The sequence below is a fragment of the Cyanobium gracile UHCC 0281 genome (assembly GCF_034931305.1).
GTDB lineage: Bacteria > Cyanobacteriota > Cyanobacteriia > PCC-6307 > Cyanobiaceae > Cyanobium > Cyanobium gracile_A.
On record NZ_JAYGHY010000008.1, the window covers coordinates 1 to 22,746 of the forward strand.

The following is a 22,746-nucleotide window of genomic DNA, read 5'->3' on the forward strand; positions in this document are numbered from 1 at the left end:
GACGTGCTCAACCGTGCCGGCCTGGGCATGGAAGTGATGCACGAGCGCAATGCGCACAACTTCCCGCTCGACCTGGCGGCTGCCAGCGCCACCCCTGTGGCCCTGACCGCCCCGGCCATCGGCTGATCCGGTTCTCCCGGTTTCCCTGGAATCCCCCTGATCGATTGATCCTGGTCTGACCTTGATCGCTTCGAACCCCCTGCCAGCGCAGGGGGTTTTTTGTTGGCTTCAGGCGCCGGCCCCGAGGTCTGGCAGGCTCGACGGCAGCAAATGCCAGCTCACCTGACAGCGCCGGAACCCCAGGCCCCAGCCGCCAGCCACGACACCTACGTGCTGGGAAACGATGCCGTGGAACTGGACCGGCTGCGGCTGCAGCACGACCTGTGGCGCCCCCTCCTGCAGGCGGCCCTCGGGCGGGCCGCCCTCAGCCCTGGGGAGCGTGCGATCGACCTGGGCGCGGGCCCGGGGTTCGTGGCCCTGGATCTGGCCAGGATCGTGGGTCCCACCGGCCAGGTGCTGGCCCTGGAGCAGAACCCGGCCTATGTGAGGCATGGCCAGCAGCTGGCGCAGGACGCTGATCTGGGCCAACTGGAGATGCGATGCCATGACCTGCTCCGCGATCCGGTTCCCGCAGGCCCCTTCGACCTGGTCTGGTGCCGCTGGCTGGCGATGTTCCTGCCGGAGGTCGAACCCCTGCTGGATCCGTTGCCGCTCTGCCTGGCCAGGGGCGGCCGGGTTCTGTTCCACGAGTACGTCCACTGGGACACCTTTGGCCTCCATCCCCATGGCCACGCCATGGCCCGCTTCAGCCGGGCCGTGCAACGCAGCTTCCGGCAGGCCGGTGGTGACCCCGACATCAGTCGCCGGCTGCCCTCCCTGCTCGCGGCCAGGGGGTTCGAGATCGAGGAGCTGCTGCCGCTGCCGGTGCTGGGGCGGGCGGGGGAATGGCCGGCCCGCTGGCTGGAGATGTTCGTGACGCTGTACGGCTCCAGGCTCCAGGCCCTGGGGCTCTGGAGCCCGGAAGAGGCCGAGACGGCCAGGCTGGAGATGGCGGCGAGCCGGGCCGATCCCGGCAGTTTCTGGGTGGGTCCCACCATCCTGGAGGTCAGGGCCCGCAGGACCTGAACACTTCACCGCACCCGCTTCGTAGTCTCGCGCCAGTCACAGGACGCCATGGGCAGCAGCTTCGGCCACCTCTTCCGCATCAGCACCTTCGGTGAATCCCACGGCGGTGGCGTGGGCGTGATCGTCGATGGCTGCCCACCGCGGTTGTCGCTCGATCTGGAGGCCATCCAGGCGGAGCTCGACCGCCGCAAACCCGGCCAGAGCAAGATCACCACCCCACGCAAGGAAGACGATCGGGTCGAGGTGCTCAGCGGGCTCCTCGATGGCGTCACCCTGGGCACGCCGATCGCCATGGTGGTGCGCAACAAGGACCAACGCCCCCAGGACTACAGGGAGATGGAGGTGGCCTTCCGTCCCTCCCACGCCGACGCCACCTATCAGGCCAAGTACGGCATCCAGGCCCGCAGCGGCGGCGGACGCGCCTCGGCCCGGGAGACCATCGGCCGGGTGGCCGCCGGCGCCATCGCCAAGCAGCTGCTGGCCCGCGCCGCCGGCACCGAGGTGATCGCCTGGGTGCGCCGGATCCACGACATCGAGGCCGCCGTGGATCCGGCCACGGTGAGCCTGGAGGCGGTGGAGAGCACCATCGTCCGCTGTCCGGATCCGGCCGTCGCCGCGCGGATGATCGAGCGCATCGAGGCGATCGGGCGGGAGGGAGATTCCTGCGGTGGGGTGATCGAATGCCTGGTGCGGCGGCCGCCGGTGGGTCTGGGCATGCCGGTGTTCGACAAGCTGGAGGCGGATCTGGCCAAGGCGCTGATGTCCCTGCCGGCCACCAAAGGCTTCGAGGTCGGCTCCGGCTTCGGCGGCACCCTGCTGCGCGGCAGCGAGCACAACGACGCCTTTTTGCCCAGCGAGGACGGCCGCCTGCGCACCGCCACCAACAACTCGGGCGGCATCCAGGGGGGCATCAGCAACGGCGAAGAGATCCGGCTGCGGGTGGCCTTCAAACCCACCGCCACGATCCGCAAGGAGCAGCAGACCATCGACGCCTCAGGCGCCGCCACCACCCTGGCGGCCAAGGGTCGCCACGATCCCTGTGTGCTGCCGCGGGCCGTGCCGATGGTGGAGGCGATGGTGGCCCTGGTGCTGGCGGATCACCTGCTGCGCCATCAGGGCCAGTGCAGCCTCTGGTGACGGGCTGATCAGGGCCGCGTTGGCAGGGCGGCCAGAAGCTGCCGCAGCGGCTCTGCGGCGCCCTGGGCGCCACCCACCAGCGACGCCCCCAGGGCGACGGCATCCACCCCCGCCTCCAGCCAGGGGAGCACATCACTGGGCTTCAGCCCCCCGGCGGCGATGCAGAAGGGCAGCGGCGCGCTCAGGGGATCGCGCAGGCGCCGCCAGTAGCCGAGGCCCACCGTGGTGGCGGGGAACAGCTTGACGATCGAACAGCCCAGAGACCGGGCCCGGTTCACCTCCGTGGGTGTCATCACACCAGGCACCAGGGCGAAGCCGGCGGCGGCCGACCTCGCCAGCAGGCCACTGTCGAGGATGGGGGAGACGCCATAGGAAAAACCGGCCTCCAGCGCCGCCTCCAGGGCGGCTTCACTGCAGATCGAGGCCGCCCCCAGACGCAGATCCGGGAAGCTGGCGATCAGCTGCTGGCACTGGGCGATCCAGTCGGCGCCGGGGCCCCAGGCGATCTCCGTGTGCCACACCCCCAGATCATGCAGCTGCTCGAGTTGCGGAACCAGGAAGGAGGGCTGCCGATGGCGAAGCACCACCAGCAGGGGCTGGTGGTGCAGCGACGCGATCAGGGAGTCGCCGGGAGGCCTAGACGTAGGCCGCCACCGTGACGTTGCGGGAGATCAGCAGCTCCTGGAGCTCCTCGGCATCCACCGTCTCCTTCTCCACCAGGATCTCGGCCAGCTCATCGAGCACGGCCCGGTTGGCGAGCAGCACATCGGTGGCGCGGCGATAGGCATCCGCCACCAGCTGGGACACCTCCTCGTCGATGGCCGCGGCGGTGTCCTCGGAGAAGTCACGCTCGGCGGCGATGTCGCGACCGAGGAACATGCCGCCCTGGGCACGGCCGAGGGCCACCGGGCCGAGGCGGTCGCTCATGCCGAAGCGGGTCACCATCTGGCGGGCGACGCGGGCCACCTGCTGGAGGTCGTTGGAAGCCCCAGTGGTGACTTCATCTTCGCCGTAGACGATTTCCTCGGCGACCCGGCCACCCAGGGCGACGGCCATCTGGTTCTGCAGGTAGGAACGGGAGTACAGGCCCGACTCCATCCGCTCCTCGCTGGGGGTGAAGAAGGTGAGACCGCCGGCCTGGCCACGGGGAATGATGCTGATCTTCTGGACGGGGTCGTAATCGGGCATCAGGGCCCCGACCAGGGCGTGGCCGGACTCGTGGTAGGCCACCAGGCGCTTGCGGCGCTCGCTCATCACCCGATCCTTTTTCTCGGGGCCGGCCATGACCCGCTCGATGGCGTCATTGACCTCATCCATCGACACCTCGGTCAGCTGGCGCCGGGCCGCAAGGATGGCCGCTTCGTTGAGCAGGTTGGCCAGGTCGGCACCGGTGAAGCCGGGGGTGCGGCGGGCCACCTTGTCGAGGTCCACGTCCTTGGCGAGGGTCTTGCCGCGGGCATGGACACCAAGGATCTGGAGGCGACCGGCGTAGTCGGGGCGGTCGACCACCACCTGGCGATCGAAGCGGCCCGGCCGCATCAGGGCCGAATCGAGCACGTCCGGGCGGTTGGTGGCCGCCACGATGATGATGCCGGTGTTGCCCTCGAAGCCGTCCATTTCGGTGAGCAGCTGGTTGAGGGTCTGCTCGCGTTCGTCGTTGCCACCGCCGAGGCCAGCGCCACGCTGGCGGCCCACGGCGTCGATCTCATCGATGAAGACGATGCAGGGGGCGTTCTTCTTGGCCTGCTCGAACAGGTCGCGCACGCGGCTGGCGCCCACACCGACGAACATCTCGACGAACTCCGAACCGGAGATGGAGAAGAAGGGCACGCCCGCTTCTCCGGCGACGGCCTTGGCGAGCAGGGTCTTGCCGGTGCCGGGAGGGCCCACCAGCAGTACGCCCTTGGGGATCTTGGCTCCCACCGCCGTGAAGCGGTCAGGGTTCTTGAGGAAGTCGACCACCTCGGTGAGTTCGAGCTTGGCGCCCTCGATGCCGGCCACATCACCGAAGGTGACCTGGGTCTGGGGTTCCATCTGCACCCGCGCCTTGCTCTTGCCGAAGTTCATCGCCGGGTTGCCGCCACCGCCCTGGGCGCGCCGCAACAGGAAGAACAGGCCGCCGAGCAACAGCAGCGGGAAGATCAGGCTGCCGATGGCCTGCTGCCAGGCCGCCGGCTCCCGGTTGGGCTGCACGGCGATGTCGACGTTGTGGTCGGTGAGCAGCTTGAGCAGGTCCTTGTCGGGGGCGAGATTCACCACGGCGCGCTGGCCATCGTTCTCCACCACCTGGGCGGTGCCGCGGTCGGGGGAGATCAGCACCCGGGAGACTTCGTTGGCCTGCACGGCCTCAACGAAATCGCTGTAGCGCAGCGTGCGAGGGGCCCGGGCCGGATCAGGGCGCTCCAGGAAGGCGGTGCCCACCGCGATCATCACGATCACCAGGAGCACGTAGAGCCCCGCGTTGCGCCAGCGTTTTTTCACGGCCCTGTCTCCTGGATGAGGATGAAAGTAACAGAATGTTAAACGGTGTCCGGTGCTGGACGGGGCTCAGGCTGCGGCCCTGAGCACCTCCACCACGCTACGAAAGGCGAACCATTCCGGGATCTCTTCGCCGCCGCGCAGCATCTGGCGGAACTGGGTGCCGCTCAGCTTGCGGATGTGCAGCCCGCGGGCCTGGGCATGCTCGGCGGTGACGTAGCCCTCCTCCTCGGTGTAGACGAGGTTGAGCGACGGCACGGTTTCCATACCCAGCTCGGTGGCCTGGTCGCGGGCGAAGTCCTGGGCCTCGTAGGGGCCGTAAAAATCCTCCCCGGTCAGGGACGATTTGCAGCCCGCCATGTCGCGGCCAATGATGAAGTGGGTGCAGCCGTAGTTCTTGCGGATGATCATGTGCTGCAGGGCCTCCCGCGGGCCGGCCATGTGCATCGCGTAGGGGAGGTAGGCCCAGCGGATGCGGGGGTTGGCCACCTCAGCCGCCAGGCGCTCATAGGTGGCGAAGCGCACCTCACCGGCGATGTCGTCCTCCTGGGTGGGTCCGCAGGTGGGGTGCACCAGCACCGCCGCGCCCTTGCTCACGTTGGGCGCCTCCAGCGCCCGGGTGAACAGTTCGTAGTGGGCCCGGTGGATGGGGTTGCGGCACTGGAAGGCCACCACGTCCTCGCCCGCCGGCAGGGTGGCGCGCACCTCGGCGGGCGTGCTGCAGGGGAACACCCTCTCAGGCAGGGCCAGTCCCTGGAGACGACCGCCCAGGTAGTAGCGGCCCCGCTCGGTGGCGATCATGCGCACCGCCGGGTGCTCCAGGGACGTGGTGCCGTAGCAGCCCTTGGCCTCCACCACCTTGTCCGGCTCCCAGCGGCTCTCCACGGTGAGCACGGCCAGGTCCTGCCCCTGGTAGGTGAGCAGCAGCCGCTCGCCCACGGCGATGGAGGCGTCGTCGGTGTCGAAGACAATCGGCAGGCCGAACAGCAGACCGCTGGTGGTGCGGTGGCCCGCCACCACCGCTTCGTAGTCCTCCTGGTGCATGAAACCGCGCAGGGGCGAGAAGCCACCCACAATCAGCAGCTCCACGTCGCAGGCATTGCGGTGGCTGCAGTCCACCACCCGGTCCACGGCGGCACGCACGCCGTCCCGGTGGTCGGTCGGCACCATCAGATCGACGAGGCTGCCGCCATGGGGGGCGATCAGATCGGAGTGAGGGGCGGTATTGGCGAGCGTCATGGCGACGGGCCGGGGCTTTACAGGGATTCGACCCATCCTCCCAGACCGGCGTTCGGCCATGAAAAAGGGGCCCTAAGGCCCCTTCGCTGAACGGCTGATGGCAGGGAGAGCCCCAGCCTGCGCGATCAGATCTGCTCGAGACGACCGAAGAGCTCGCCGGTGATCTTGACGTCGACGACGGCCTTGGTGCCCATGTCGGTGTCCGAGGGCTGGATGGCGGTGAACACCCCGGCGAACTCCCCGGTGCTGGGATCCACCTTGGTGATCGAGAGGTCCATGGTGCCGGTGCCGTCCACGTAGCGCTTGACGGTTTCCCCGGTGAACTCATCACCAGCGGGAACCAGGCCCACAGCACTGCTGTAGCCGGTGGTGAGACCACGACCCTTGGGATCGAGGAAGTTGCTGGTGCGGTAGCTGGGGGCGCGGTACTTGCCCTTCAGATCGGTGCTCGTGGAGAACGACGTGCCATCGGCGGAGGCCAACAGCTCCTTGCTGGAGAAGGTGAAGGGCACCTCCTCTCCACCGGGCAGCAGCACGGTGATCGGCTGGAAGTCGATGCCACCGAGCTCCTTGAAGCTGAGGCCGTCCGCCGTCACGGCGAGGTCGCCATAGACCTGATCCAGGCTGGAGGTGAAGCGGGTGAGGATCTTGCCGGCGACGAACTGGGCCTCCTGGCGCTTGTTGGCCGGCTCACCCTTCACGAAGACCTCGGAGGGGTGCATGCAGATCTCCTTGAGCTGGTAACGGGCCGACGGATCCAGGGAGATCGTGCCGCGGGCGGAATCGGGCAGGGTCGGGCAGTCGTTGGCCAGACCGGTGTTGTGGATGTCTTCGTAGGTGAGATTGGCCCGATCAACGGCCTTGGCCCCGCCGCTGCATGCGGACACCAGGGTCAGGCACAGAGCCAGCACGAGGGCCAGCAGGGGACGGAAACGCATGGGGAGAAGCCGCAGAGACGGAACGGGAACTGGGCTGGCCGGGATCCTACCGGTGCAAAACACCCATTCCAGGCGGCTTGCGTGGGCTCTCAACAACCTGTATGAGAGGACGATGTCCCTGAGCCGCACCCACCCGATCGACGACTCCACGCCCTTGTCGCCGCCGTCCCCAGCACAGGCCGCCCCCGACCTCCAGGAGCCCCTCGACGCCCTGCTCCGGATCGCCGAGCAGCGCGCCCAGCACCCCGAAGCCCTGCTCGATCTGCTGCGTCGCATCGAACACCTGCACCGCAGCATCCAGGACGGCCCCTTCCGCAACAGCCTCCCCAGCGACCGCAACGGCCTGTTCACCCTGCTCTCGGAGATGGAAAGCAGCGGCGGCTGGCCTTACATCCCGCGGCTGCAGTTGCGCACGTTCATGGATCTGCTGTCGCCTGAACCGGAGCCCTGAGCGCCACCACCTCGGCCAGCGCCGACAACAGCGCGTGGGCCAGGGCCAGTTTGCCCGTAGGGCCGAAGTGGCGCTGCCGCTCCCTGGGGCCGAGCAGCCAGCCCTCGTTGCCGGCGGCCGCAAATCCCGCATCGGCGCGATCGATCGGATTGGCGAACAGCAGGTCGCAGCCCTTGCGGGCGAACTTGGCCCGTGCCTGCTCCAGCACCTCACCGCTCTGGGCCGCGAACCCCAGGATCGCCTGAGCCGGCGGCCGGCGTTGCACCAGGCCCGCCAGCAGATCGGGCACCGCCTCCCAGCCGCTGCCAAGCGCGTCCGCCAGGGCCTGCTTGGGGAGCTTGGTGGGCTCGGGGGTGCGGCGCCGGTGGTCGGCGACGGCGGCGGCCATGGCGATGGCATCGGCGCCGCCCTGCAGCCGCAGCAGCGCCGCTTCCATCTCGGCTGCGGTGAGGACGGGGTGGCTGTGCAGGCCCTCCAGCCAGGCCGGATCGACCGCCAGCGGGCCATGCACGAGGTCGACGCTGGCGCCGCGCAGGCGGGCCGCCTGGGCCAGCAGCACACCCATCCGGCCCGTGCTGGGGTTGGTGAGGCAGCGGGCCGGATCGAGGGGCTCCCGGGTGGGGCCGGCACTCACCAGCAGGCGGCGCCCCTGCCAGTCGCGGCGGCAACCGGCCAACAGCACCGACTCCAGGGCCAGCAGCAACAGCTCCGGGTCGGCCATGCGCCCATCCCCGACCCGGTCGCAGGCCAGCAGGCCGCTGCCCGGCTCCAGGGGCAGCACCCGCTCCCAGCCCTGCAGCTCCCGCCAGTTGCGGCGCACCGCCGGGGCGGCCCACATGGCGCTGTTCATGGCCGGGGCGGCCAGCACGGGCGCCTCGCTGGCGATCAGGGTGCTGGCCAGCAGGGTGTCGGCCAGGCCCTGCACCCAGCGGGCCAGGCTGGTGGCACTGAGGGGGGCCAGCAGCACCACCTCGGCCCACTCGGCCAGCTCAATGTGCAGGGGCCGGGCCTCCCGGTGGCTCCACTGGTCGGACTCGACGTGGCAGGGGGCACGGCTGAGGCTGGCCAGGGCCACCGCACTGACCAGCCGCTCAGCGCTGGGGCTGAGGACACAGCGCACCAGGGCGCCCCGCTGCACGAGCGCACTCACCACCAGGGGCAGCTTGACCGCCGCGATACTGCCGCTGATCAGGACCAGCACCCGCCGCCCGGCAAGCGGATCGGCGGGGATCACGGAGGAGACCACCGGGGTCTCACTCCTCATCGAAAGGTTCCTGATCCACCAGATGGACGTAGGGCTGGATCAGGTCGGGTCGGTGGATGGCGAGGGCCCGCAGCAGGTGCCAGTCGGCGAGGCCCGCGAACGGTGTCGGGTAGTCGTCGTCCTCGAGGCGCCGGGCCAGCTCGGCGATGGACGCGTCGTCGAAGGCCGCGAGCCGCTCGGGGGTGATGGACAGGCTGGATTCAACCAAGGTGGCGGCCGGGAAGGGGGACGGGATGGTGATAATGGCGATCGAAGGGGAATTAGCTCAGCTGGTAGAGCGCTGCGATCGCACCGCAGAGGTCAGGGGTTCGAGTCCCCTATTCTCCATCCACCATTCTGGCCGGCGATGGCGATCCCCCCGCCCTGACGCCACCGCCGGCCAGCCGCAGACCCCCATGTCCGCCCCGATGAACTGGAGCAACGACGCGGAAACCAGCCTCAAGGAGATTCCCTTCGTGGTGCGGCCGATCATTCGCCGGCGGATCGAGTCCATGGCCCGAGAAGCCGGCCTGGATGGTGTGGATCTGGCCTTCTATGAGCAGGCCAAGGAGCGTTTCGGACGGAAGTGAATCGGCGATGGGGTAAAAGAGGGGGTTGATCAGGGGCCCGCTCGATGTCGCAGTCCAAACGAGAACAGGTTGTCAGTCATCTGCGCTACATCCGACAGGAGTTGCGTGAGATGCACCAGGGCGTGATGGAAGATGGCCTGCTGCCCGAGGCCGGAGAGGTGCGTGGGGTGATGGCCCAGATGGAGGCCCTGCTGGAGTTGCTGGAGGGCAAAGGCTCCCGCAAGAAAGACGGCGACGGTTGAAGCGCGACGTCTGAGATCGGCCACCCCGGGCGTCAAGCCCCCGCAGGGACGCTCCGGTCAGCGGCTGCCCCCCCTTGCCCGAGCCCGAAGAGCTTGGTTTGCTGGTGTCGTCCCCATCACCCGCCCGGGCCTAGGCCTCGGGCTTTTTTATTGGTATCCCCTATCGGTGGGGGGAAAGTGCTGTCAAGGCGCCAGAGATGGTGTAGACCAGAGGTCGCAGGGTTTGGGCCGGGTGATGGGGATCACCGCCAGTGGCTTTTCACCCTTGGGTGCTGAGCCCCCTGCTCCCCCTTCTCAACAGCGGCAGGTTTCCACCATTGCCTCCCCGCTTCCAGCAGACACGATTCCAGCAGCGCATCACCCAGTCGGGCAACCTGCTGGAGGCCTGGGCACAGAACCCTTGGCGGCGCCTTTCCCTGCTGCTGATCGTGCTGCTGAGCGGATTCGTGGTCGGCGGCAGCGTCGGCTCGATCATCGGCGCCCTGTCCCTGTTGGATCCCCTCGGGGCCCTGGTCTGTGTGCTGGCCATTGAGGTGGCGGCCCGTCTGAGAAGACACCTGCTGGCCCAGCCCCTGAAACTGCGGCTGCAGGTGCTCGACATGGCCCGCATGGGGCTGCTCTACGGCCTGCTGCTGGATGGCTTCAAGCTGCTCTGAGTGGTGCCGCTGACGGCGCTCAGGTCGCGGCGAGCAGATACAGCAGGGCCATGCGGATCGGGATGCCATTGCGGACCTGCTCCTCCACCAGGCAGCGGTCGGAATCATCGAGCAGCTCGCCGGCGATCTCCACGCCCCGGTTCACCGGCCCGGGGTGCAGCACCGGCACCCCGTCGCCGCAGAGGGCCAGGCGCCGGTGGCTGAGGCCGTACTGGCGGTGATAGGTGTCGAGGCTGGTGAGCAGGTGCTGCTGCATCCGCTCCTTCTGCAGGCGCAGGGTCATCACCGCATCGGCCCCGGGCAGGGCCTGCTCCAGCCGCCGCTCCACCTGCACCCGGCCCCGGACGGCCACCGGATCGGCGGCCTGCCCCGGCGGCGGCGCCAGAACGAAATCGGCGAAGCAGTCGGGCAGCAGTGTCGGCGGACCGCAGAGCACGACATCGGCGCCACAGGCGGTGAGGGCCCAGAGGTTGGAGCGGGCCACCCGGGAATGGAGCACGTCGCCGACGATGACGATGCGCCGGCCCCGCAGGCTCTCGGGGGTGGGGGCCTCAGGGGAGAATTGGCGCGCCAGGGTGAACAGATCCAGCAGGCCCTGGCTGGGGTGGCTGTGCAGGCCATCCCCGGCGTTGAGCACGGACACCCGCTCGCCGCAGCGATCCAGGTCGCGGGCCAGGCTGTGGGGGACACCGGTGCAGCGGTGGCGCACCACCAGGATGTCGGCCCCCATCGCCACGTAGGTGCGGGCGGTGTCCAGCAGGCTTTCCCCCTTGCTGAGGGAACTGGAGGAGGGGGAAAAGCTCTGCACCTCGGCCGAGAGCCGTTTGGCCGCCAGCTCGAAGCTCGTGCGCGTGCGGGTGCTGGGCTCGAAGAACAGGCTGGTCATCAGCCGGCCCTGCAGGGCCGGCAACCGGCGCGCACCGGCCACGGGCAGGGCCCGGAAGCGCTGGGCCAGTTCAAGAACGGTGGCGAAGTCTGCGACCGAGAAGGACGCCAGGTCGAGCACGTGGCGGTGACTCCAGCCGCTCAAGGCGTCCTGCTCCCGTCGAACCCTCCAACCGTAGAGGCCAGCACGGCGAGCAACCCATCGAAGCGGGGGGTGCGATCGCCCCGGGCCCGCCGGCTGACACTGCGGCTGGCGCGCAGGTACCAGCGCCAGGGCAGCTCCTGACCCTGGGAAACGCCGATCCGTTGCGTCTGCAGCAGCGCCGCCCGCCCGCCATCCGTTGGCCCCTCCAGCAGCGCCGCCACCTCGGGCGGCCGGGGCGCCAGCCAGAGGCCCGAGGCCGGAGAGGCCACTGTTCCATCGTGGCCGCGGTCGAGACCGAAACGGCGGGCCAGCAGACCCGGCCCGGCGGCCGTCCGCTCCGGCTCCCCCGGCAGGGCTGCCGCCCGCAGCAGCACCCCATTGGCCCAGTCGCGCCGGCCGGTGACGACGTTGACGCAGTGATACACCCCGTAGGTGAGATAGACGTAGAAACGGCCGGGCTCGCCGAAGAGCGTCTCGTTGCTGGGGCTGCGGCGGCGGTGGCCATGGCAGGCCGGCTCCGACTGGCAGTAGGCCTCGGTTTCCACGATCAAGCCCGCCAGCAGCACCCCATCGGCCTGGCGCTTCAGCAGCAGGCAGCCAAGCAGCTCGGGGGCCACCACCTCGGCCGGACGGGCAAAAAAGGACGGGGGAAGGGGGGCGGCCTCTCGGTCGTTCACGGGCGGCGGCGCTGGGGAATGGTGCGGGGAAGCGGACCGCGGTCCCCCCCGCCGCGCCGGGGGGGCAGGGCGGGGCCACAGTGGGAGCAGCCCTGAATCGACAGGGGCCCGCCGATCAACTCCCCCTCCATGGAAACCGCCAGCTTCAACCTCGGCACCGTCCTGCTGGCCGTCAGCGGCCTGTTCGTGCTGACCACCCTGTTCTTCGGCACCAAGGGCGGCTACTACGACACCGACGACTACGACGGCAACGGCACCGCCCACTGACCTGAGCTGGCACCCGCGCCTCAGGGACGGCCCAGCCGTTCGGCCTCGGGGCAGTCGCCGGTGGTGGGCAGGTCGTCGGCATCGGCGGAGAGGCTCACCGAGGCCAGCCGGGTGCTGACGGCCCCGATCGAGGCGAGGCGCACGCTCTCCTCCCAGCTGTGGCGCTCGTCGCCGTCTTCCTCGTCGAAGCGGAGGGTGACCAGATCGCCCTCGATCTCCACCACCAGGGCCCGCTCGATCCAGCGCTGCTGGTCGAGCAGGTAGACCCAGACCGGCCGCTGTTCGAGGCGAAATCGGTCGAGCTTGCGATGCAGCATCGTGACGCCGCGGATAGGGTCGATCCTAGGCAGCACGGCGCAGGCCGCCATGTTCACCATGACCCGATCGATGCCCAGCACCGCCCCAGGCCCCAGCACGGTTCCGGGCCCCGTGGCCGGCAGCGAGGAGATCCGGCTGCAGCTGCGCAGCTGGCCCGAGGTGGAGGCCTACCTGGCCCACTGCCGCGGGGTGATCGTGCCCCTGGGCTCCACCGAGCAGCACGGTCCCACCGGCGCCATCGGCACCGACGCCCTCACCGCCGAAGCGGTGGCCCTGGAGGTGGGACGTCGCACCGGCGTGCTGGTGACGCCCGCGCAAGCCTTCGGCATGGCCGAGCACCATCTGGGCTTCGCCGGCACCATCAGCCTGCAGCCCTCCACCCTGCTGGCCGTGCTCCATGACGTGGTGCTCTCGCTGGCGCGCCACGGCTTCGAGCGCATCTACGTGATCAACGGCCACGGCGGCAACATCGCCACCGCCCGGGCCGCCTTCGCCCAGGCCTACGGCACCGCCGCGGCCCGGGGCCTGCCGGGGGCCGAGCGGCTGCGCTGCCGTCTGGCCAACTGGTTCACCGCCGGCCCGGTGATGCGGGAGGCCCGCGATCGCTATGGCGAGCGGGAGGGGCACCATGCCACCCCCAGCGAGATCGCCCTCACCCTGCACCTGGAGCCGAGCCTCACGGCCAAGCAGCGGCCCCTGCCCGAGGCAGCGCCGGCCGGGCCGATCCACGGCCCCGAGGACTTCCGCCGCCGCCATCCCGATGGCCGCATGGGCTCCGACCCCTTCCTGGCCACGGCCGACGACGGAGCCCGCTTCCTGGAGCTGGCGGCCACAGCCCTGAGCGAGGACCTGGCCGCCTTCCTGGGGCCGGAAGGGGACGCCGGTTAAGTTCGGGTTCGGATGTGTGGATGGACGATGGGTCGGATCTCAGAAGAGGACGTGCGCAAGGTGGCCCAGCTGGCCCGCCTGGCCCTTCCTGAAGAACGCATCGCCACCTACACCGGCCAGCTCGAGCGGATCCTCGACTACGTCGCCCATCTGGAGCAGGTGGACACCGAAGGGGTGCCCCCCACCACCCGGGCCGTGGAGGTGGTGAACGTGACCCGCCCCGACGCGGTGGACCCCACGCCGGTGCGGGAGGAACTGCTCTCGCTGGCTCCCCAGCGCGAGGGGGATTTCTTCCGGGTGCCCCGGATCCTTGCGGACTGAAGCGCCGGCAAGGAGCCCAATGGGCGTTCAGCGCACTGGTGAGATGGCGGTGCGGTGCAACAGCTCCAGCACCCGCCGGCGGGCATGGCGGGTGGGCATCAGCCGGACGATCGGCCGCAGGCGGCTGCGGCGCTTCTTGTGGGAGCGCACCCCCAGGAAGATGTCGTAGAGGAAGTTGAGGCTGTCGGTGCGGCTCTCGAACAATCCCAGCCGTTGGGGTGAACCCTTGGCATCGAGAATCGGCTTGGTGGCGAGATAGGCGGGCTGGTATTCAAACCAGGGGATCGACGGCCAGAGGTGGTGAATCAGGTGATAGTTCTGCCCCATGATCAGCCAGTTCATCAGTCTGCTCGGGTAGACGCGGGCGTTGTGCCAGCGGTTGCGGGACTGGAAGGGGCGGTGGGGCAGGTAGTCGAAGAACAGGCCGAGGGTGACCCCCACCATCAGGGCCGGGGCGAACCAGCAGTTGAACACAAAGGGCAGGAAGTTGTGCTGGGCGGCCGCCACCACGATCAGCACAAAGATGGTGCGGGCCAGCACCCACTCGAACAGCTCGTTGTGGCGCCAGAGGCGATGGCGGAAGAAGAAGACTTCGTGATAGAAGAATCTCGGCGCGATCAACCACAGGGGCCCGAAGGTGCTGACGATGTGGTCGGGGTCGAGCTTGGGATCGTTGACGTGGGCATGGTGCTGCAGGTGCACCCGCGTGAACACCGGGAAGCTGAAGCCCAACAGCAGGGCAGCGCCGTGGCCCATCACCGCATTCCAGAAGCGGTGGGGGTGGGCGGCGTTGTGGCAGGCGTCGTGGATGACGGTGCCCTCGAGATGCAGGGCCAGGAAGCCCAGGGCCAGCAGGGGCGGCAGGGGCCAGCCCGCCACGAACCAACCCCAGATCGTCAGGGCCGCCAGGCCATAGCCGGCCAGAAACAGGCCCACCGTGGGGTTCCAGGCGGCGGGGGGATCGAGGTACTCCCGCGGAACGCTGCGCCGCGGCACGGCTGTGGTCGCGGCCACGGCGGCGGACGAGGGTGCCAGCGTGTCGGTCATGGCCTGGGCCAGGTCTGGAATCCCAAAGGAGGACCCAGATTACGGAAGACGCCCCGTCGGCGCGATAGGAGCGGAGAAGGAGGCGTCACGGCTGCTTGGGGCCGATGGGCAGGGTGCGGAGATTGGCGGTGACATCCACCAGGGGGAACTCCATGTCGCCCCAGCCATCGGGGGGCAGCAGCGACGGGGCGCTCGGGCCCGGGGCCACGGCGGCGCCGGCGGCAAAGGCGCCGTCGGTCCAGGCCAGCAGGAGCCCCCGCAGGGCGCCGCCCCCCTCCTCGTAGGAGGAGCGCAGGTTGAAGTGGTCGCCATCCTTGGCCAGCACCAGCCGGTGGCCGCCGCCGACGTTGCGCGCCTCCAGGGCCATCGGCCGGAGCGCTTCCGGCCCCGAGGGCACCACCCAGTCGCGGCTGCCGCTGACCACCAGGGCCCGCGCGGTCATGGTGCGGGCTGAGCCCTGGTCGAACAGCAGCGACATCGGCGGGCTGACCGCCACCACCGCCTTGACGCGGGGATCGGCCAGACCGGCCTGGTCGGCGGAGGTGATGAAACTGCACTGCAGCACCCAGCTGATGTTGCGTTCCGGGTTGGTGACGTCCTTGCAGAAGCGGTTGAGCAGGGCCGCGCTGGGACGGGCCCCGGCCAGCTGCAGCACCGTGGTGGCGCCATAGGACTGGCCCATCGCCACGACGTTGTCGGTGCGCAGGCCCGCCGGCAACGCCAGGCTGCCCGCCGCGGCCGCGTCGATCACAGAGGTCACGTCCATGGGCCGCAACTTGAGGTCGTCCGGGCTGGGGGGCGGCATCTTGCCGGAGAGCATGGCCTGCTGCTGCGAGCGGTCGCTGCCGGGGTGGCGGGGCAGCAGCACCGTGTAGCCATGGCTGGCCAGGTGCCGGCCCCAGCCCTCAAAGCTTTCGGGGTCGTCCCAGAGGCCATGGGAGATGACCACCAGCCGGCCGTTGGCGCCGCTCTCGGGCTGGATCGTGACCACCTGCAGGGGTTTGGGGCGGTGCTGGACGGGGATCGCCAGCTCCTGGCGCTTCACCGCCAGCGGCCCCGCCTGGCTCAGGTCCGGGTTGATCGCGGCGGCGGGCAGGGACGTCACCAGGGAGTTGCCCAGACGTTGCTGCCTGGTGACGCGATCAATGGCGAGGACCACCCGCTGCAGATCCACCGAGGCGCTCTTGCCGGGCATGGCTTCAAGCACGTCCAGCAGGTTGAGGCTCCCCTTCGCCTGGCTGGCGGCCAGCGAAGCGGCCAGCCCCTGGCTGTCGATCGGCTGGGTCACCCCCTCCACCAGCACCACCGACGAGAGCAGCAGCAGCACCTGGTTGACCAGGGGAGAGCCCACAGACTGCTCGGCAAACGCCTTGATCGGCAGGGGCAGGGGGGTCTGGAACGCCTCGACCAGCCTCTGGCCGATCGCCCCATCGGTGGCCCGGTCGAGCTCGGCAAGATCGCTGTCGCCGGAGAGCAGTTTGCTCTGATCACGGAGCTCGCTGAGCTGGATCGTGAACGGGGTATCGATCAGGGGAAGGATCATCTGGATCTGCTCCAGCGCCTGGCCAGGCGCCCCCGCCAGCAGCGACCCCGCGCCCAGGAGCAGCGCCGTGAGCTGGCGGAGTGGGCTCGTCATGCTTCGGTTCCTGATGGTGGGCAGCGTAGGTGTGCCACCCAAACGACACCCCTGGGCTGGCCTGGATCGCTCATCGATGCCCACCGGGGGACTTGAACCCCCACGACCTGAGCCACTGGAACCTAAATCCAGCGCGTCTACCAATTCCGCCAGGTGGGCGCTGAGCAACTCTAAGCAGCAGCGCCGTTGCCATCTGCACGAAGCAGCCCCAGCGTCACCGCCCAGAATGGGCCGAGACGTTGTCCTGGCCATGCTTGCCACCCTTGGAGGCTCCCTGGCCCTGCTGCTCGGTCTGCTGCTGCTGCTGCTGCCCCTGCTGGCCTCCGAACTGAGTCGGGCCCGGGACTCGGTCTGGGGGGCGGTGGTGCTGCTGCTGGGCCTGGTGCTCGTCACCAGCGCCGAGCGGCTCACGGGCGCGCCGATGCTGGCGGTGCTGTGCGGCGGCCTGCTGATCGGCCGGCTCGGCGTGGAAGTGGGCCAGGGCCGCTGGCGGCTGCTGAGCGAGGAGGAACGGCAGCGGCTGTGGTCGGTGGAGCGCTGGCAGACCAGCCTGAGCCAGATCGGCGCCTCCTTCGGCCGCCTGCTGCAACTGGCCAGCGGCGTGGTGGGTGGGCTGGGGTCGTGGCTGGCGGAACGGCGCGCGGCCCGCCCCGCCAGCACCAAGAAGTGGGTGCGGCCCGAGCCGGAAGCGGCGCCGGCAGAGAGGCAGACGCCTGAGGTCCCGGAGGACGCTCCCCCTGTGGTCAGCAGCTTCGAGGAGATCGATGCCCTGCTGGAGCAGGCGCTGCCGGAAGCCCCGCCCGAGCCCGCGACAGCGGAGCCGGGGGAGGGTCTCGGCGAGGCGGGATAATCCAGCCTTCTCGCGCCCCGGCGACGTGACGGCAAGCCCGGCGTCCTACAAGGACACGCTCAACCTGCTGCAGACGCCCTTCGCCATGCGGGCGAACGCCAGGGTGCGGGAGCCGGAACTGCAGGCCTTCTGGAAGGCGCACGATCTCTACGGACGGCTGAGCCGCGGCAACCCGGGCGAGCCCTTCACGCTCCATGACGGCCCGCCCTACGCCAACGGCGCCCTGCACGTGGGCCATGCCCTCAACAAGATCCTCAAGGACATCATCAACAAGCACGCCCTGCTGCAGGGGCGCCGGGCCCGCTTCGTGCCGGGCTGGGACTGCCACGGTCTGCCGATCGAACTGAAGGTGCTGCAGGGCCTGAGTGGGGAGGAGCGGCGGCAGCTCACCCCGATCGACCTGCGGCGCCGGGCCCACGCCTACGCCCTCGAGCAGGTGGAGGGCCAGATGGGCGGCTTCCGGCGCTGGGGCATCTGGGCCGACTGGGACGCGCCCTACCTCACGCTTCAGAAGCCCTACGAGGCGGCCCAGATCGGGGTTTTTGGCCGCATGGTGCTGGCCGGCCACATCTACCGGGGCCTCAAGCCGGTGCACTGGAGCCCCAGCTCCCGCACCGCCCTGGCCGAGGCCGAGCTGGAGTACCCCGACGGCCACACCTCCCCCAGCGTCTACGTGGCCTTCCCGGTGGTGGAGCTGCCGGAACCCGTGGCCGAGCTCCTGGCGGCCGCCGGCATCGACGGCCCCACCGATGCGGCCCACCGGGAGCAGCTGTTCGTGGCCATCTGGACCACCACCCCCTGGACCCTGCCGGCCAACCTGGCGGTGTCGGTGAATGGCCAGCTCGACTACGCCATCTGCCGCGACGGCACCACCAACGGCGGCACCCCCCGCTACTTGGTGGTGGCCGCCCAGCTGGTGGAGCAGCTGCGCACCAGCCTGGAGCGCCCGCTCGAACCGCTGCTCACCCTCAAGGGGGCCCAGCTGGAGGGGATCCTGTACCGCCATCCGCTGCTGGATCGCACCAGCCCCGTGGTGATCGGCGGCGACTACATCACCACCGAAACCGGCACCGGCCTGGTGCATACGGCCCCGGGCCACGGGGTCGACGACTTCCACACCGGCAACAAGTACGGCCTGCCGGTGCTCTGCCCGGTGGATGAGGCCGGCACCCTCACCGCCGAGGCGGGCCCCTTCGCCGGGCTCAACGTGCTCAAGGACGCCAACCCGGCGATCATCACCGCCCTGCGGGATGCCGGGCTGCTGCTGGCCGAGCAGCGCTACGAGCACCGCTATCCCTACGACTGGCGCACCAAGAAACCGACCATCTTCCGGGCCACCGAACAGTGGTTCGCCTCGGTCGACGGCTTCCGGGCCCAGGCCCTGGAGGCGATCGCGGCGGTGGAGTGGCTGCCGGCCAGCGGCCGCAACCGCATCGAGGCGATGGTGCGGGACCGGGGCGACTGGTGCATCTCCCGCCAGCGTTCCTGGGGGGTGCCGATTCCGGTCTTCTATCACCGCACCAGCGGCGAGGTACTGCTCAACGCCGACACCCTGGCCCACGCCGAAGCGCTGATCGCCGAGCACGGCGCCGATGTCTGGTGGGAGCGGGACGAGGCGGGCCTGCTACCGCCGGCCTGGGCTGACCAGGCCGACCAGTGGCGCAAGGGCACCGACACGATGGACGTGTGGTTCGACTCGGGCTCCTCCTGGGCCGCCGTGCTGGAGGGCCGGGGGCTGGGCTACCCCGCCGACCTCTATCTGGAGGGCTCCGACCAGCACCGCGGCTGGTTCCAGAGCAGCCTGCTCACCTCGGTGGCGGTGAACGGCCAGGCCCCCTACCGCCGGGTGCTCACCCACGGCTTCACCCTCGATGAGAAGGGTCGCAAGATGAGCAAATCGCTGGGCAACGTGGTGGATCCCCTCGTGTTGGTGGAGGGGGGCAAGAACGAGAAGCAGGAGCCGGCCTACGGCGCTGATGTGCTGCGGCTGTGGGTGAGTTCGGTGGATTACTCCGCCGACGTGCCCCTGGGGCCGGGGATCGTCAAACAGCTGGCGGATGTGTACCGCAAGGTGCGCAACACGGCCCGCTATCTGCTGGGCAACCTGCACGATTTCGTGCCGGCGGAGCATGCCGTGCCGACCTGTGATCTCCCCCTGCTGGATCGCTGGATGCTGCAACGCACCGCCAGCCTGATCGAGGAGGTGAGCGCCGATTTCGAGCGTTTCGAGTTCTACCGCTTCTTCCAGGCCCTGCAGAACTTCTGCGTGGTGGATCTCTCCAATGTCTATCTCGACATCGCCAAGGACCGCCTCTATGTGAGTGCGGCCGGCGATGTCCGGCGGCGCAGCTGCCAGACGGTGCTGCACCTGGTGGTGGAGCGGCTGGCGGGGCTGATTGCGCCGGTTCTGTGTCACATGGCCGAGGACATCTGGCAGAACCTGCCCTACCCGGTGGCCGAGGCGTCGGTGTTCGAGCGGGGCTGGCCCACGGTGCCGGCGGCCTGGGCGGCGCCGGAGCTGGTGGCACCGATGCAGCAGATCCTGGAGCTGCGCGCCCAGGTGAACCGGGTGCTGGAGGGCTGCCGGGGCCGGGGGGAACTGGGCGCTTCCCTGGAGGCCCAGGTGCAACTGGAGCTGGCGGAGACGGCGCCCCTGCAGGAGGCCCTGGCCCTGGTGGCCGCCAGCCCCCATCGGGAGGTCGACAACCTGGCCGACTGGCTGCTGGTGTCCGCCCTGGAGATCGGCGGCCCGCCGCTGGAGGCCCCCCTGGCGGCGATCGAGGAGGAGGGCGTCACGGTACGGATCGCCGGCGCGTCAGGCAGCAAGTGCGAGCGCTGCTGGCACCACGAGGACGACATCGGAACGCACACCAGCCATCCCAGCCTGTGCGGGCGCTGTGTGGGTGTGCTGGAGAGGCAGGGGGTGGGTGCACCTCCTCCAGGCCGCTGATCTGGCCCTTGAACCAGGAGGTCAGGCTCTGGAGGGAGCCAACGATGCGAGAGGCTGGAGCATTGAAAAACAGATAGTCTTGGCCCATGCCGCATCCGCGCATGCCGAATCCCTCGTCTGGTTCCGCGCCGCACTGATGCATGGCCAAACCCTCCTGGCAGGACTTACTGAGCGGACCTGCCTTTGTGATCAATCTCGATCGCCGGCCGGAGCGATGGGAGAGCACCCGCAGTCAACTGGAATGGGCGGGATTCACGGACACGCGTCGCTGGTCGGCCTTTGATGGTGCAACGGGAAACGTCAGGGAGAGTCTGCGACCCTTCGGGATCGAACGACTGGCGGATCGCGAACACTTTCTCAGCCAGCCTGGCTCCCAAGGCTGCGCCGTTTCACAACTGAAGCTGCTCCAGCACATCATCGACGAGGGCTATCCACGGGTCTGCATCTTCGAGGATGACATCCGATTCTCCCGGTGGTGGCACGAGCTGGCGCCTGCCTTCCTGAGAACAACGCCCCGCAACTTCGACCTTCTGTTCATGGGCTCCCAGATTCAGTACGACGCCCTGCCCCGCTGGCATCCAGCCAGGCGGCTGAATCGATCCCGAACACTCACACGGCTGAGCCAGAGGGCCTGGCCCTGGCCGTCCCATTGGCTGGGCAATGTGGTGCAGGCGCCTCTCTACTGCCTGCACGCCTTCAGCATCACCCGCAAGGGCTGCCAGGAGCTGCTGAAGTTTCTGACCACCCAGAGCGTCGGCATCTACATCCCGGATTGCATGATTCACGACGCCATGGCCGGGGGATCCCATGTCTCGGCGTTCCCGCTGCGATGGTATGCCTGGAACGGCAATCGGATCCCACGCCTTGTCGAGGAACGCGGCACGAATCCCCACTGGATCCGGCGGAACTGCGGCCTGGTGTATCAGGAGGAAAGCTTCGGCACCGACATCCAACCGCGCAGCGGGACCGTGCCGGCCTGAGGCGCATCGGCTGGGTTCGCCAGCCTTGGCACAACGCCCTGGGCGGGTGGGGTCGTGTCCTTCAGGGGGGGAACCAGGCGGGCGCCGAGGCTGAAGGCCCCCGCCAGCAGGCCGGCCAGGGCGATCGCCACGCTCCAGAGCTGCACCGGCCGCAGCGCACCGAGCAGGTCGGCGATGGAGAGCTCGGCCGGGTTGAGGGCCTGGGGACGGCGCGGCTGCTGGGCCAGCACCTTCTCCTTCCAGTCGGCCAGCACGCCGTTGAATTCATTGGAGCCCAGCGCCGTCGCCTCCAGGGGCAGGGTCTGGACGTACCAGTCGTAACCGGGTTCCAGCAGGCCCTCGGCCTTCAGCCCTGCCTCGACGATCACGAGCAGCGGCAGGTGCTTCGTGTAGGCCATCGCCGCCTCGATGTGATTCCACGGGGTGGGCAGCCGGACGTCGGCGAGGCTGGCCTGGAGGGGGCCACCGCGCTTGTCGATGCCGGCGGGAAAGAAGCTGCGCTCCAGGGCGATGACGACGATGCCGGAACAGTGCTCCATCAACTCGGTGATGGCCTTCAGGGGTGCATCGGCGCTGAAGGTGTTGCGGCCGACGGTTTTGGGACTCAGGGATTCACTGCGCAGGCGATCCTCGATCAAGCGCACGAAGGATTCCTGCTCCGGCGTGGCGGTGGCGCCCACACTCACGAAGACGAGTTTCTCGTCCATGCCACGCCACGACACCGTCCTCAGACCTTAACGATGCCCCCGCCGGCGTGCCCGCCCCGATGGCTCCCGGTTGATCGCCAAGGCCCGATGAGGCTCAGAGGCTCAGATCGGACAGGCCCGGGTGATCGTCCGGGCGGCGACCCAGCGGCCAGTGGTACTTCCTGTCGCTCTCCTTGATCGGCAGATCGTTGATGCTGGCGATGCGGGTGTGCATGAACCCCTGGGCGTCAAACTCCCAGTTTTCATTGCCGTAGGCACGGAACCACTGGCCGGAATCGTCGTGCCATTCGTAGGCGAAACGCACGGCGATGCGGTTGCCATGGAAGGCCCAGAGTTCCTTGATCAGGCGGTAGTCGAGCTCCTTGGCCCACTTACGGGCCAGAAACTGCTGGATCGCCTCACGGCCGCTGACGAACTCGGCCCGGTTGCGCCAGACGCTGTCCGGGCTGTAGGCCAGCGCCACCCGTTCGGGATCACGGCCGTTCCAGGCATCCTCGGCCAGGCGCACTTTCTTCGCCGCCGATTCGGCATCGAAGGGAGGAAAGGGGGGCCTGGGGGCTTCTGGAGCGGTCATCGAGGCGGCGATTCCACTGCGTGGGCAGGCTAATTCAGAAGGGAATCGTGTAGGTGTTACCCCGCTCACTGCGCACCAGGAAAGCGGAGGACGTCTGCCGGTAGGTGGCCAGGGTGGTGCGGCCATTGCTGGGCTCGGTGATCAGCAACTTGCCGCATTCCTCCTGATCGCGCTGGCCGCAGGTCCAGGGTTCGCCCACCTTCTCCATCTCGATCTGCTTGCCGTCGGAGCGGAACGTGACCGTGAACGAGGTGGAGCCGCCCGCGACCAGGCAGGCTTCGGAGCGGCCGTTGAAGCTACAGGTCTGCCAGGCGGCCTGGGCGTGGGCCGATGGGATGGCCGGGATCACCAGAGCGGCAACGGCGCACAGGGCCAGCAGGGGTGAACGCATCGGGGATGGGC

26 protein-coding genes, 2 tRNA genes and 1 pseudogene are annotated in these 22,746 nt (G+C 69.2%); 14 read left to right on the top strand and 15 right to left on the bottom strand.

What is annotated here, in order from left to right:
- The 3 genes and pseudogenes from VB739_RS04025 to aroC form a co-directional block, all read left to right on the top strand.
- Positions 1-126: pseudogene (locus VB739_RS04025) on the top strand (photosystem II q(b) protein); the annotation flags it as partial.
- A 144-nt stretch (positions 127-270) separates the two neighbouring features.
- Positions 271-1,125, top strand: coding sequence for a methyltransferase domain-containing protein (locus tag VB739_RS04030; protein WP_323355837.1), 855 nt, complete (start codon positions 271-273; stop codon positions 1,123-1,125).
- A gap of 48 nt (positions 1,126-1,173) precedes the next feature.
- Complete coding sequence (gene aroC / locus VB739_RS04035; protein ID WP_323355838.1) at positions 1,174-2,262, top strand: chorismate synthase; 1,089 nt, start codon at positions 1,174-1,176, stop codon at positions 2,260-2,262.
- An 8-nt stretch (positions 2,263-2,270) separates the two neighbouring features.
- Here the strand turns inward: aroC and VB739_RS04040 are convergent, their stop codons facing one another.
- The 4 genes from VB739_RS04040 to psbO form a co-directional block, all read right to left on the bottom strand.
- Positions 2,271-2,882: a bifunctional 4-hydroxy-2-oxoglutarate aldolase/2-dehydro-3-deoxy-phosphogluconate aldolase gene (locus VB739_RS04040; RefSeq protein WP_323355930.1), complete on the bottom strand. Its 612-nt coding sequence runs from the start codon at positions 2,880-2,882 to the stop codon at positions 2,271-2,273.
- A 16-nt stretch (positions 2,883-2,898) separates the two neighbouring features.
- A complete protein-coding gene (gene ftsH3, locus VB739_RS04045) occupies positions 2,899-4,743 on the bottom strand; it encodes an ATP-dependent zinc metalloprotease FtsH3 (RefSeq protein ID WP_323355839.1) in 1,845 nt (614 codons plus the stop codon).
- Positions 4,744-4,809: 66 nt separating this feature from the next.
- Positions 4,810-5,979 carry a sulfate adenylyltransferase gene (sat, locus tag VB739_RS04050; RefSeq protein WP_323355840.1) on the bottom strand — a complete coding sequence of 390 codons (1,170 nt, stop codon included), beginning with the start codon at positions 5,977-5,979 and terminating at the stop codon, positions 4,810-4,812.
- A gap of 125 nt (positions 5,980-6,104) precedes the next feature.
- Complete coding sequence (gene psbO / locus VB739_RS04055; RefSeq protein WP_323355841.1) at positions 6,105-6,917, bottom strand: photosystem II manganese-stabilizing polypeptide; 813 nt, start codon at positions 6,915-6,917, stop codon at positions 6,105-6,107.
- 112 nt (positions 6,918-7,029) lie between these two features.
- Between psbO and VB739_RS04060 the strand changes: the two genes are divergently transcribed.
- Positions 7,030-7,368 carry a hypothetical protein gene (locus tag VB739_RS04060; RefSeq protein ID WP_323355842.1) on the top strand — a complete coding sequence of 113 codons (339 nt, stop codon included), beginning with the start codon at positions 7,030-7,032 and terminating at the stop codon, positions 7,366-7,368.
- On the opposite strand, the gene coaBC is transcribed toward VB739_RS04060, so the two are convergent.
- The gene (coaBC, locus tag VB739_RS04065) at positions 7,334-8,632 is read right to left on the bottom strand and encodes a bifunctional phosphopantothenoylcysteine decarboxylase/phosphopantothenate--cysteine ligase CoaBC (protein ID WP_323355843.1); all 1,299 of its coding nucleotides are present in this window, start codon (positions 8,630-8,632) and stop codon (positions 7,334-7,336) included. The genes VB739_RS04060 and coaBC overlap by 35 nt on opposite strands.
- Entirely contained in the window at positions 8,622-8,840 is a 219-nt protein-coding gene (locus VB739_RS04070; protein WP_323355844.1) for a DUF2555 domain-containing protein, read from the bottom strand. The genes coaBC and VB739_RS04070 overlap by 11 nt, the downstream gene beginning before the upstream one ends.
- A 46-nt stretch (positions 8,841-8,886) precedes the next feature.
- Here VB739_RS04070 and VB739_RS04075 point away from each other — a divergent pair.
- From VB739_RS04075 to VB739_RS04090, 4 genes are all read left to right on the top strand, one after another.
- Positions 8,887-8,959: transfer RNA gene (locus VB739_RS04075), tRNA-Ala, on the top strand.
- A gap of 68 nt (positions 8,960-9,027) precedes the next feature.
- Positions 9,028-9,201: a PCP reductase family protein gene (locus VB739_RS04080; RefSeq protein WP_416233300.1), complete on the top strand. Its 174-nt coding sequence runs from the start codon at positions 9,028-9,030 to the stop codon at positions 9,199-9,201.
- Between the two features lie 44 nt (positions 9,202-9,245).
- On the top strand, positions 9,246-9,443 hold the full coding sequence (locus tag VB739_RS04085; protein ID WP_015109473.1) for a hypothetical protein: 198 nt from the start codon (positions 9,246-9,248) through the stop codon (positions 9,441-9,443).
- A 269-nt stretch (positions 9,444-9,712) separates the two neighbouring features.
- Entirely contained in the window at positions 9,713-10,099 is a 387-nt protein-coding gene (locus tag VB739_RS04090; protein ID WP_323355845.1) for a DUF565 domain-containing protein, read from the top strand.
- A gap of 19 nt (positions 10,100-10,118) precedes the next feature.
- Here VB739_RS04090 and VB739_RS04095 read toward each other — a convergent pair whose 3' ends face one another.
- Entirely contained in the window at positions 10,119-11,129 is a 1,011-nt protein-coding gene (locus tag VB739_RS04095) for an aspartate carbamoyltransferase catalytic subunit (RefSeq protein WP_323355846.1), read from the bottom strand.
- Positions 11,126-11,806 carry a DNA-3-methyladenine glycosylase gene (locus tag VB739_RS04100; protein WP_323355847.1) on the bottom strand — a complete coding sequence of 227 codons (681 nt, stop codon included), beginning with the start codon at positions 11,804-11,806 and terminating at the stop codon, positions 11,126-11,128. Before VB739_RS04100 ends, VB739_RS04095 begins: the two co-directional genes overlap by 4 nt.
- A 129-nt stretch (positions 11,807-11,935) precedes the next feature.
- Here VB739_RS04100 and VB739_RS04105 point away from each other — a divergent pair, with 129 nt between their 5' ends.
- Entirely contained in the window at positions 11,936-12,073 is a 138-nt protein-coding gene (locus VB739_RS04105; protein WP_015109478.1) for a hypothetical protein, read from the top strand.
- 20 nt (positions 12,074-12,093) lie between these two features.
- On the opposite strand, the gene VB739_RS04110 is transcribed toward VB739_RS04105, so the two are convergent.
- A complete protein-coding gene (locus tag VB739_RS04110) occupies positions 12,094-12,390 on the bottom strand; it encodes a DUF6679 family protein (protein ID WP_216908097.1) in 297 nt (98 codons plus the stop codon).
- Between the two features lie 70 nt (positions 12,391-12,460).
- Between VB739_RS04110 and VB739_RS04115 the strand changes: the two genes are divergently transcribed.
- Both VB739_RS04115 and gatC read left to right on the top strand, forming a co-directional pair.
- Positions 12,461-13,279: a creatininase family protein gene (locus VB739_RS04115; protein ID WP_323355848.1), complete on the top strand. Its 819-nt coding sequence runs from the start codon at positions 12,461-12,463 to the stop codon at positions 13,277-13,279.
- Between the two features lie 27 nt (positions 13,280-13,306).
- Positions 13,307-13,600 (top strand): Asp-tRNA(Asn)/Glu-tRNA(Gln) amidotransferase subunit GatC, encoded by a 294-nt coding sequence (gene gatC / locus VB739_RS04120; protein WP_323355849.1) that lies wholly within the window; start codon positions 13,307-13,309, stop codon positions 13,598-13,600.
- Positions 13,601-13,627: 27 nt separating this feature from the next.
- Here the strand turns inward: gatC and crtR are convergent, their stop codons facing one another.
- The 3 genes from crtR to VB739_RS04135 all read right to left on the bottom strand — a co-directional run bounded on the left by crtR (position 13,628) and on the right by VB739_RS04135 (position 16,442).
- On the bottom strand, positions 13,628-14,647 hold the full coding sequence (crtR, locus tag VB739_RS04125) for a beta-carotene hydroxylase (protein WP_323355850.1): 1,020 nt from the start codon (positions 14,645-14,647) through the stop codon (positions 13,628-13,630).
- Positions 14,648-14,732: 85 nt separating this feature from the next.
- A complete protein-coding gene (locus VB739_RS04130; protein ID WP_323355851.1) occupies positions 14,733-16,283 on the bottom strand; it encodes an alpha/beta hydrolase family protein in 1,551 nt (516 codons plus the stop codon).
- A gap of 77 nt (positions 16,284-16,360) precedes the next feature.
- Positions 16,361-16,442, bottom strand: a tRNA-Leu gene (locus VB739_RS04135).
- A 91-nt stretch (positions 16,443-16,533) separates the two neighbouring features.
- Between VB739_RS04135 and VB739_RS04140 the strand changes: the two genes are divergently transcribed.
- The 3 genes from VB739_RS04140 to VB739_RS04150 all read left to right on the top strand — a co-directional run bounded on the left by VB739_RS04140 (position 16,534) and on the right by VB739_RS04150 (position 21,063).
- Complete coding sequence (locus VB739_RS04140) at positions 16,534-17,133, top strand: Ycf66 family protein (RefSeq protein ID WP_323355852.1); 600 nt, start codon at positions 16,534-16,536, stop codon at positions 17,131-17,133.
- A 25-nt stretch (positions 17,134-17,158) separates the two neighbouring features.
- On the top strand, positions 17,159-20,083 hold the full coding sequence (gene ileS, locus VB739_RS04145; RefSeq protein WP_323355853.1) for an isoleucine--tRNA ligase: 2,925 nt from the start codon (positions 17,159-17,161) through the stop codon (positions 20,081-20,083).
- Positions 20,084-20,223: 140 nt separating this feature from the next.
- Positions 20,224-21,063: a glycosyltransferase family 25 protein gene (locus VB739_RS04150; protein WP_323355854.1), complete on the top strand. Its 840-nt coding sequence runs from the start codon at positions 20,224-20,226 to the stop codon at positions 21,061-21,063.
- Here VB739_RS04150 and VB739_RS04155 read toward each other — a convergent pair.
- From VB739_RS04155 to VB739_RS04165, 3 genes are all read right to left on the bottom strand, one after another.
- Complete coding sequence (locus VB739_RS04155) at positions 21,006-21,770, bottom strand: hypothetical protein (RefSeq protein ID WP_323355855.1); 765 nt, start codon at positions 21,768-21,770, stop codon at positions 21,006-21,008. The two genes, VB739_RS04150 and VB739_RS04155, sit on opposite strands and share 58 nt — an antisense overlap.
- 94 nt (positions 21,771-21,864) lie before the next feature.
- A complete protein-coding gene (locus VB739_RS04160) occupies positions 21,865-22,344 on the bottom strand; it encodes a nuclear transport factor 2 family protein (RefSeq protein ID WP_323355856.1) in 480 nt (159 codons plus the stop codon).
- Between the two features lie 34 nt (positions 22,345-22,378).
- Entirely contained in the window at positions 22,379-22,735 is a 357-nt protein-coding gene (locus VB739_RS04165) for a hypothetical protein (RefSeq protein WP_323355857.1), read from the bottom strand.
- Between the last annotated feature and the right edge of the window lie 11 nt (positions 22,736-22,746).

Coding starts and splice junctions, on each gene's coding strand:
- sat (WP_323355840.1), bottom strand. CDS start 5,979: ATGACGCTCGCCAATACCGCCCCTCACTCCGATCTGATCGCCCCCCAT.
- VB739_RS04140 (WP_323355852.1), top strand. CDS start 16,534: ATGCTTGCCACCCTTGGAGGCTCCCTGGCCCTGCTGCTCGGTCTGCTG.
- psbO (WP_323355841.1), bottom strand. CDS start 6,917: ATGCGTTTCCGTCCCCTGCTGGCCCTCGTGCTGGCTCTGTGCCTGACC.
- VB739_RS04155 (WP_323355855.1), bottom strand. CDS start 21,770: ATGGACGAGAAACTCGTCTTCGTGAGTGTGGGCGCCACCGCCACGCCG.
- VB739_RS04085 (WP_015109473.1), top strand. CDS start 9,246: ATGTCGCAGTCCAAACGAGAACAGGTTGTCAGTCATCTGCGCTACATC.
- VB739_RS04160 (WP_323355856.1), bottom strand. CDS start 22,344: ATGACCGCTCCAGAAGCCCCCAGGCCCCCCTTTCCTCCCTTCGATGCC.
- VB739_RS04105 (WP_015109478.1), top strand. CDS start 11,936: ATGGAAACCGCCAGCTTCAACCTCGGCACCGTCCTGCTGGCCGTCAGC.
- VB739_RS04165 (WP_323355857.1), bottom strand. CDS start 22,735: ATGCGTTCACCCCTGCTGGCCCTGTGCGCCGTTGCCGCTCTGGTGATC.
- VB739_RS04030 (WP_323355837.1), top strand. CDS start 271: ATGCCAGCTCACCTGACAGCGCCGGAACCCCAGGCCCCAGCCGCCAGC.
- VB739_RS04150 (WP_323355854.1), top strand. CDS start 20,224: ATGGCCAAACCCTCCTGGCAGGACTTACTGAGCGGACCTGCCTTTGTG.
- crtR (WP_323355850.1), bottom strand. CDS start 14,647: ATGACCGACACGCTGGCACCCTCGTCCGCCGCCGTGGCCGCGACCACA.
- VB739_RS04060 (WP_323355842.1), top strand. CDS start 7,030: ATGTCCCTGAGCCGCACCCACCCGATCGACGACTCCACGCCCTTGTCG.
- VB739_RS04115 (WP_323355848.1), top strand. CDS start 12,461: ATGCCCAGCACCGCCCCAGGCCCCAGCACGGTTCCGGGCCCCGTGGCC.
- VB739_RS04130 (WP_323355851.1), bottom strand. CDS start 16,283: ATGACGAGCCCACTCCGCCAGCTCACGGCGCTGCTCCTGGGCGCGGGG.
- aroC (WP_323355838.1), top strand. CDS start 1,174: ATGGGCAGCAGCTTCGGCCACCTCTTCCGCATCAGCACCTTCGGTGAA.
- gatC (WP_323355849.1), top strand. CDS start 13,307: ATGGGTCGGATCTCAGAAGAGGACGTGCGCAAGGTGGCCCAGCTGGCC.
- coaBC (WP_323355843.1), bottom strand. CDS start 8,632: ATGAGGAGTGAGACCCCGGTGGTCTCCTCCGTGATCCCCGCCGATCCG.
- VB739_RS04080 (WP_416233300.1), top strand. CDS start 9,028: ATGTCCGCCCCGATGAACTGGAGCAACGACGCGGAAACCAGCCTCAAG.
- VB739_RS04110 (WP_216908097.1), bottom strand. CDS start 12,390: ATGCTGCATCGCAAGCTCGACCGATTTCGCCTCGAACAGCGGCCGGTC.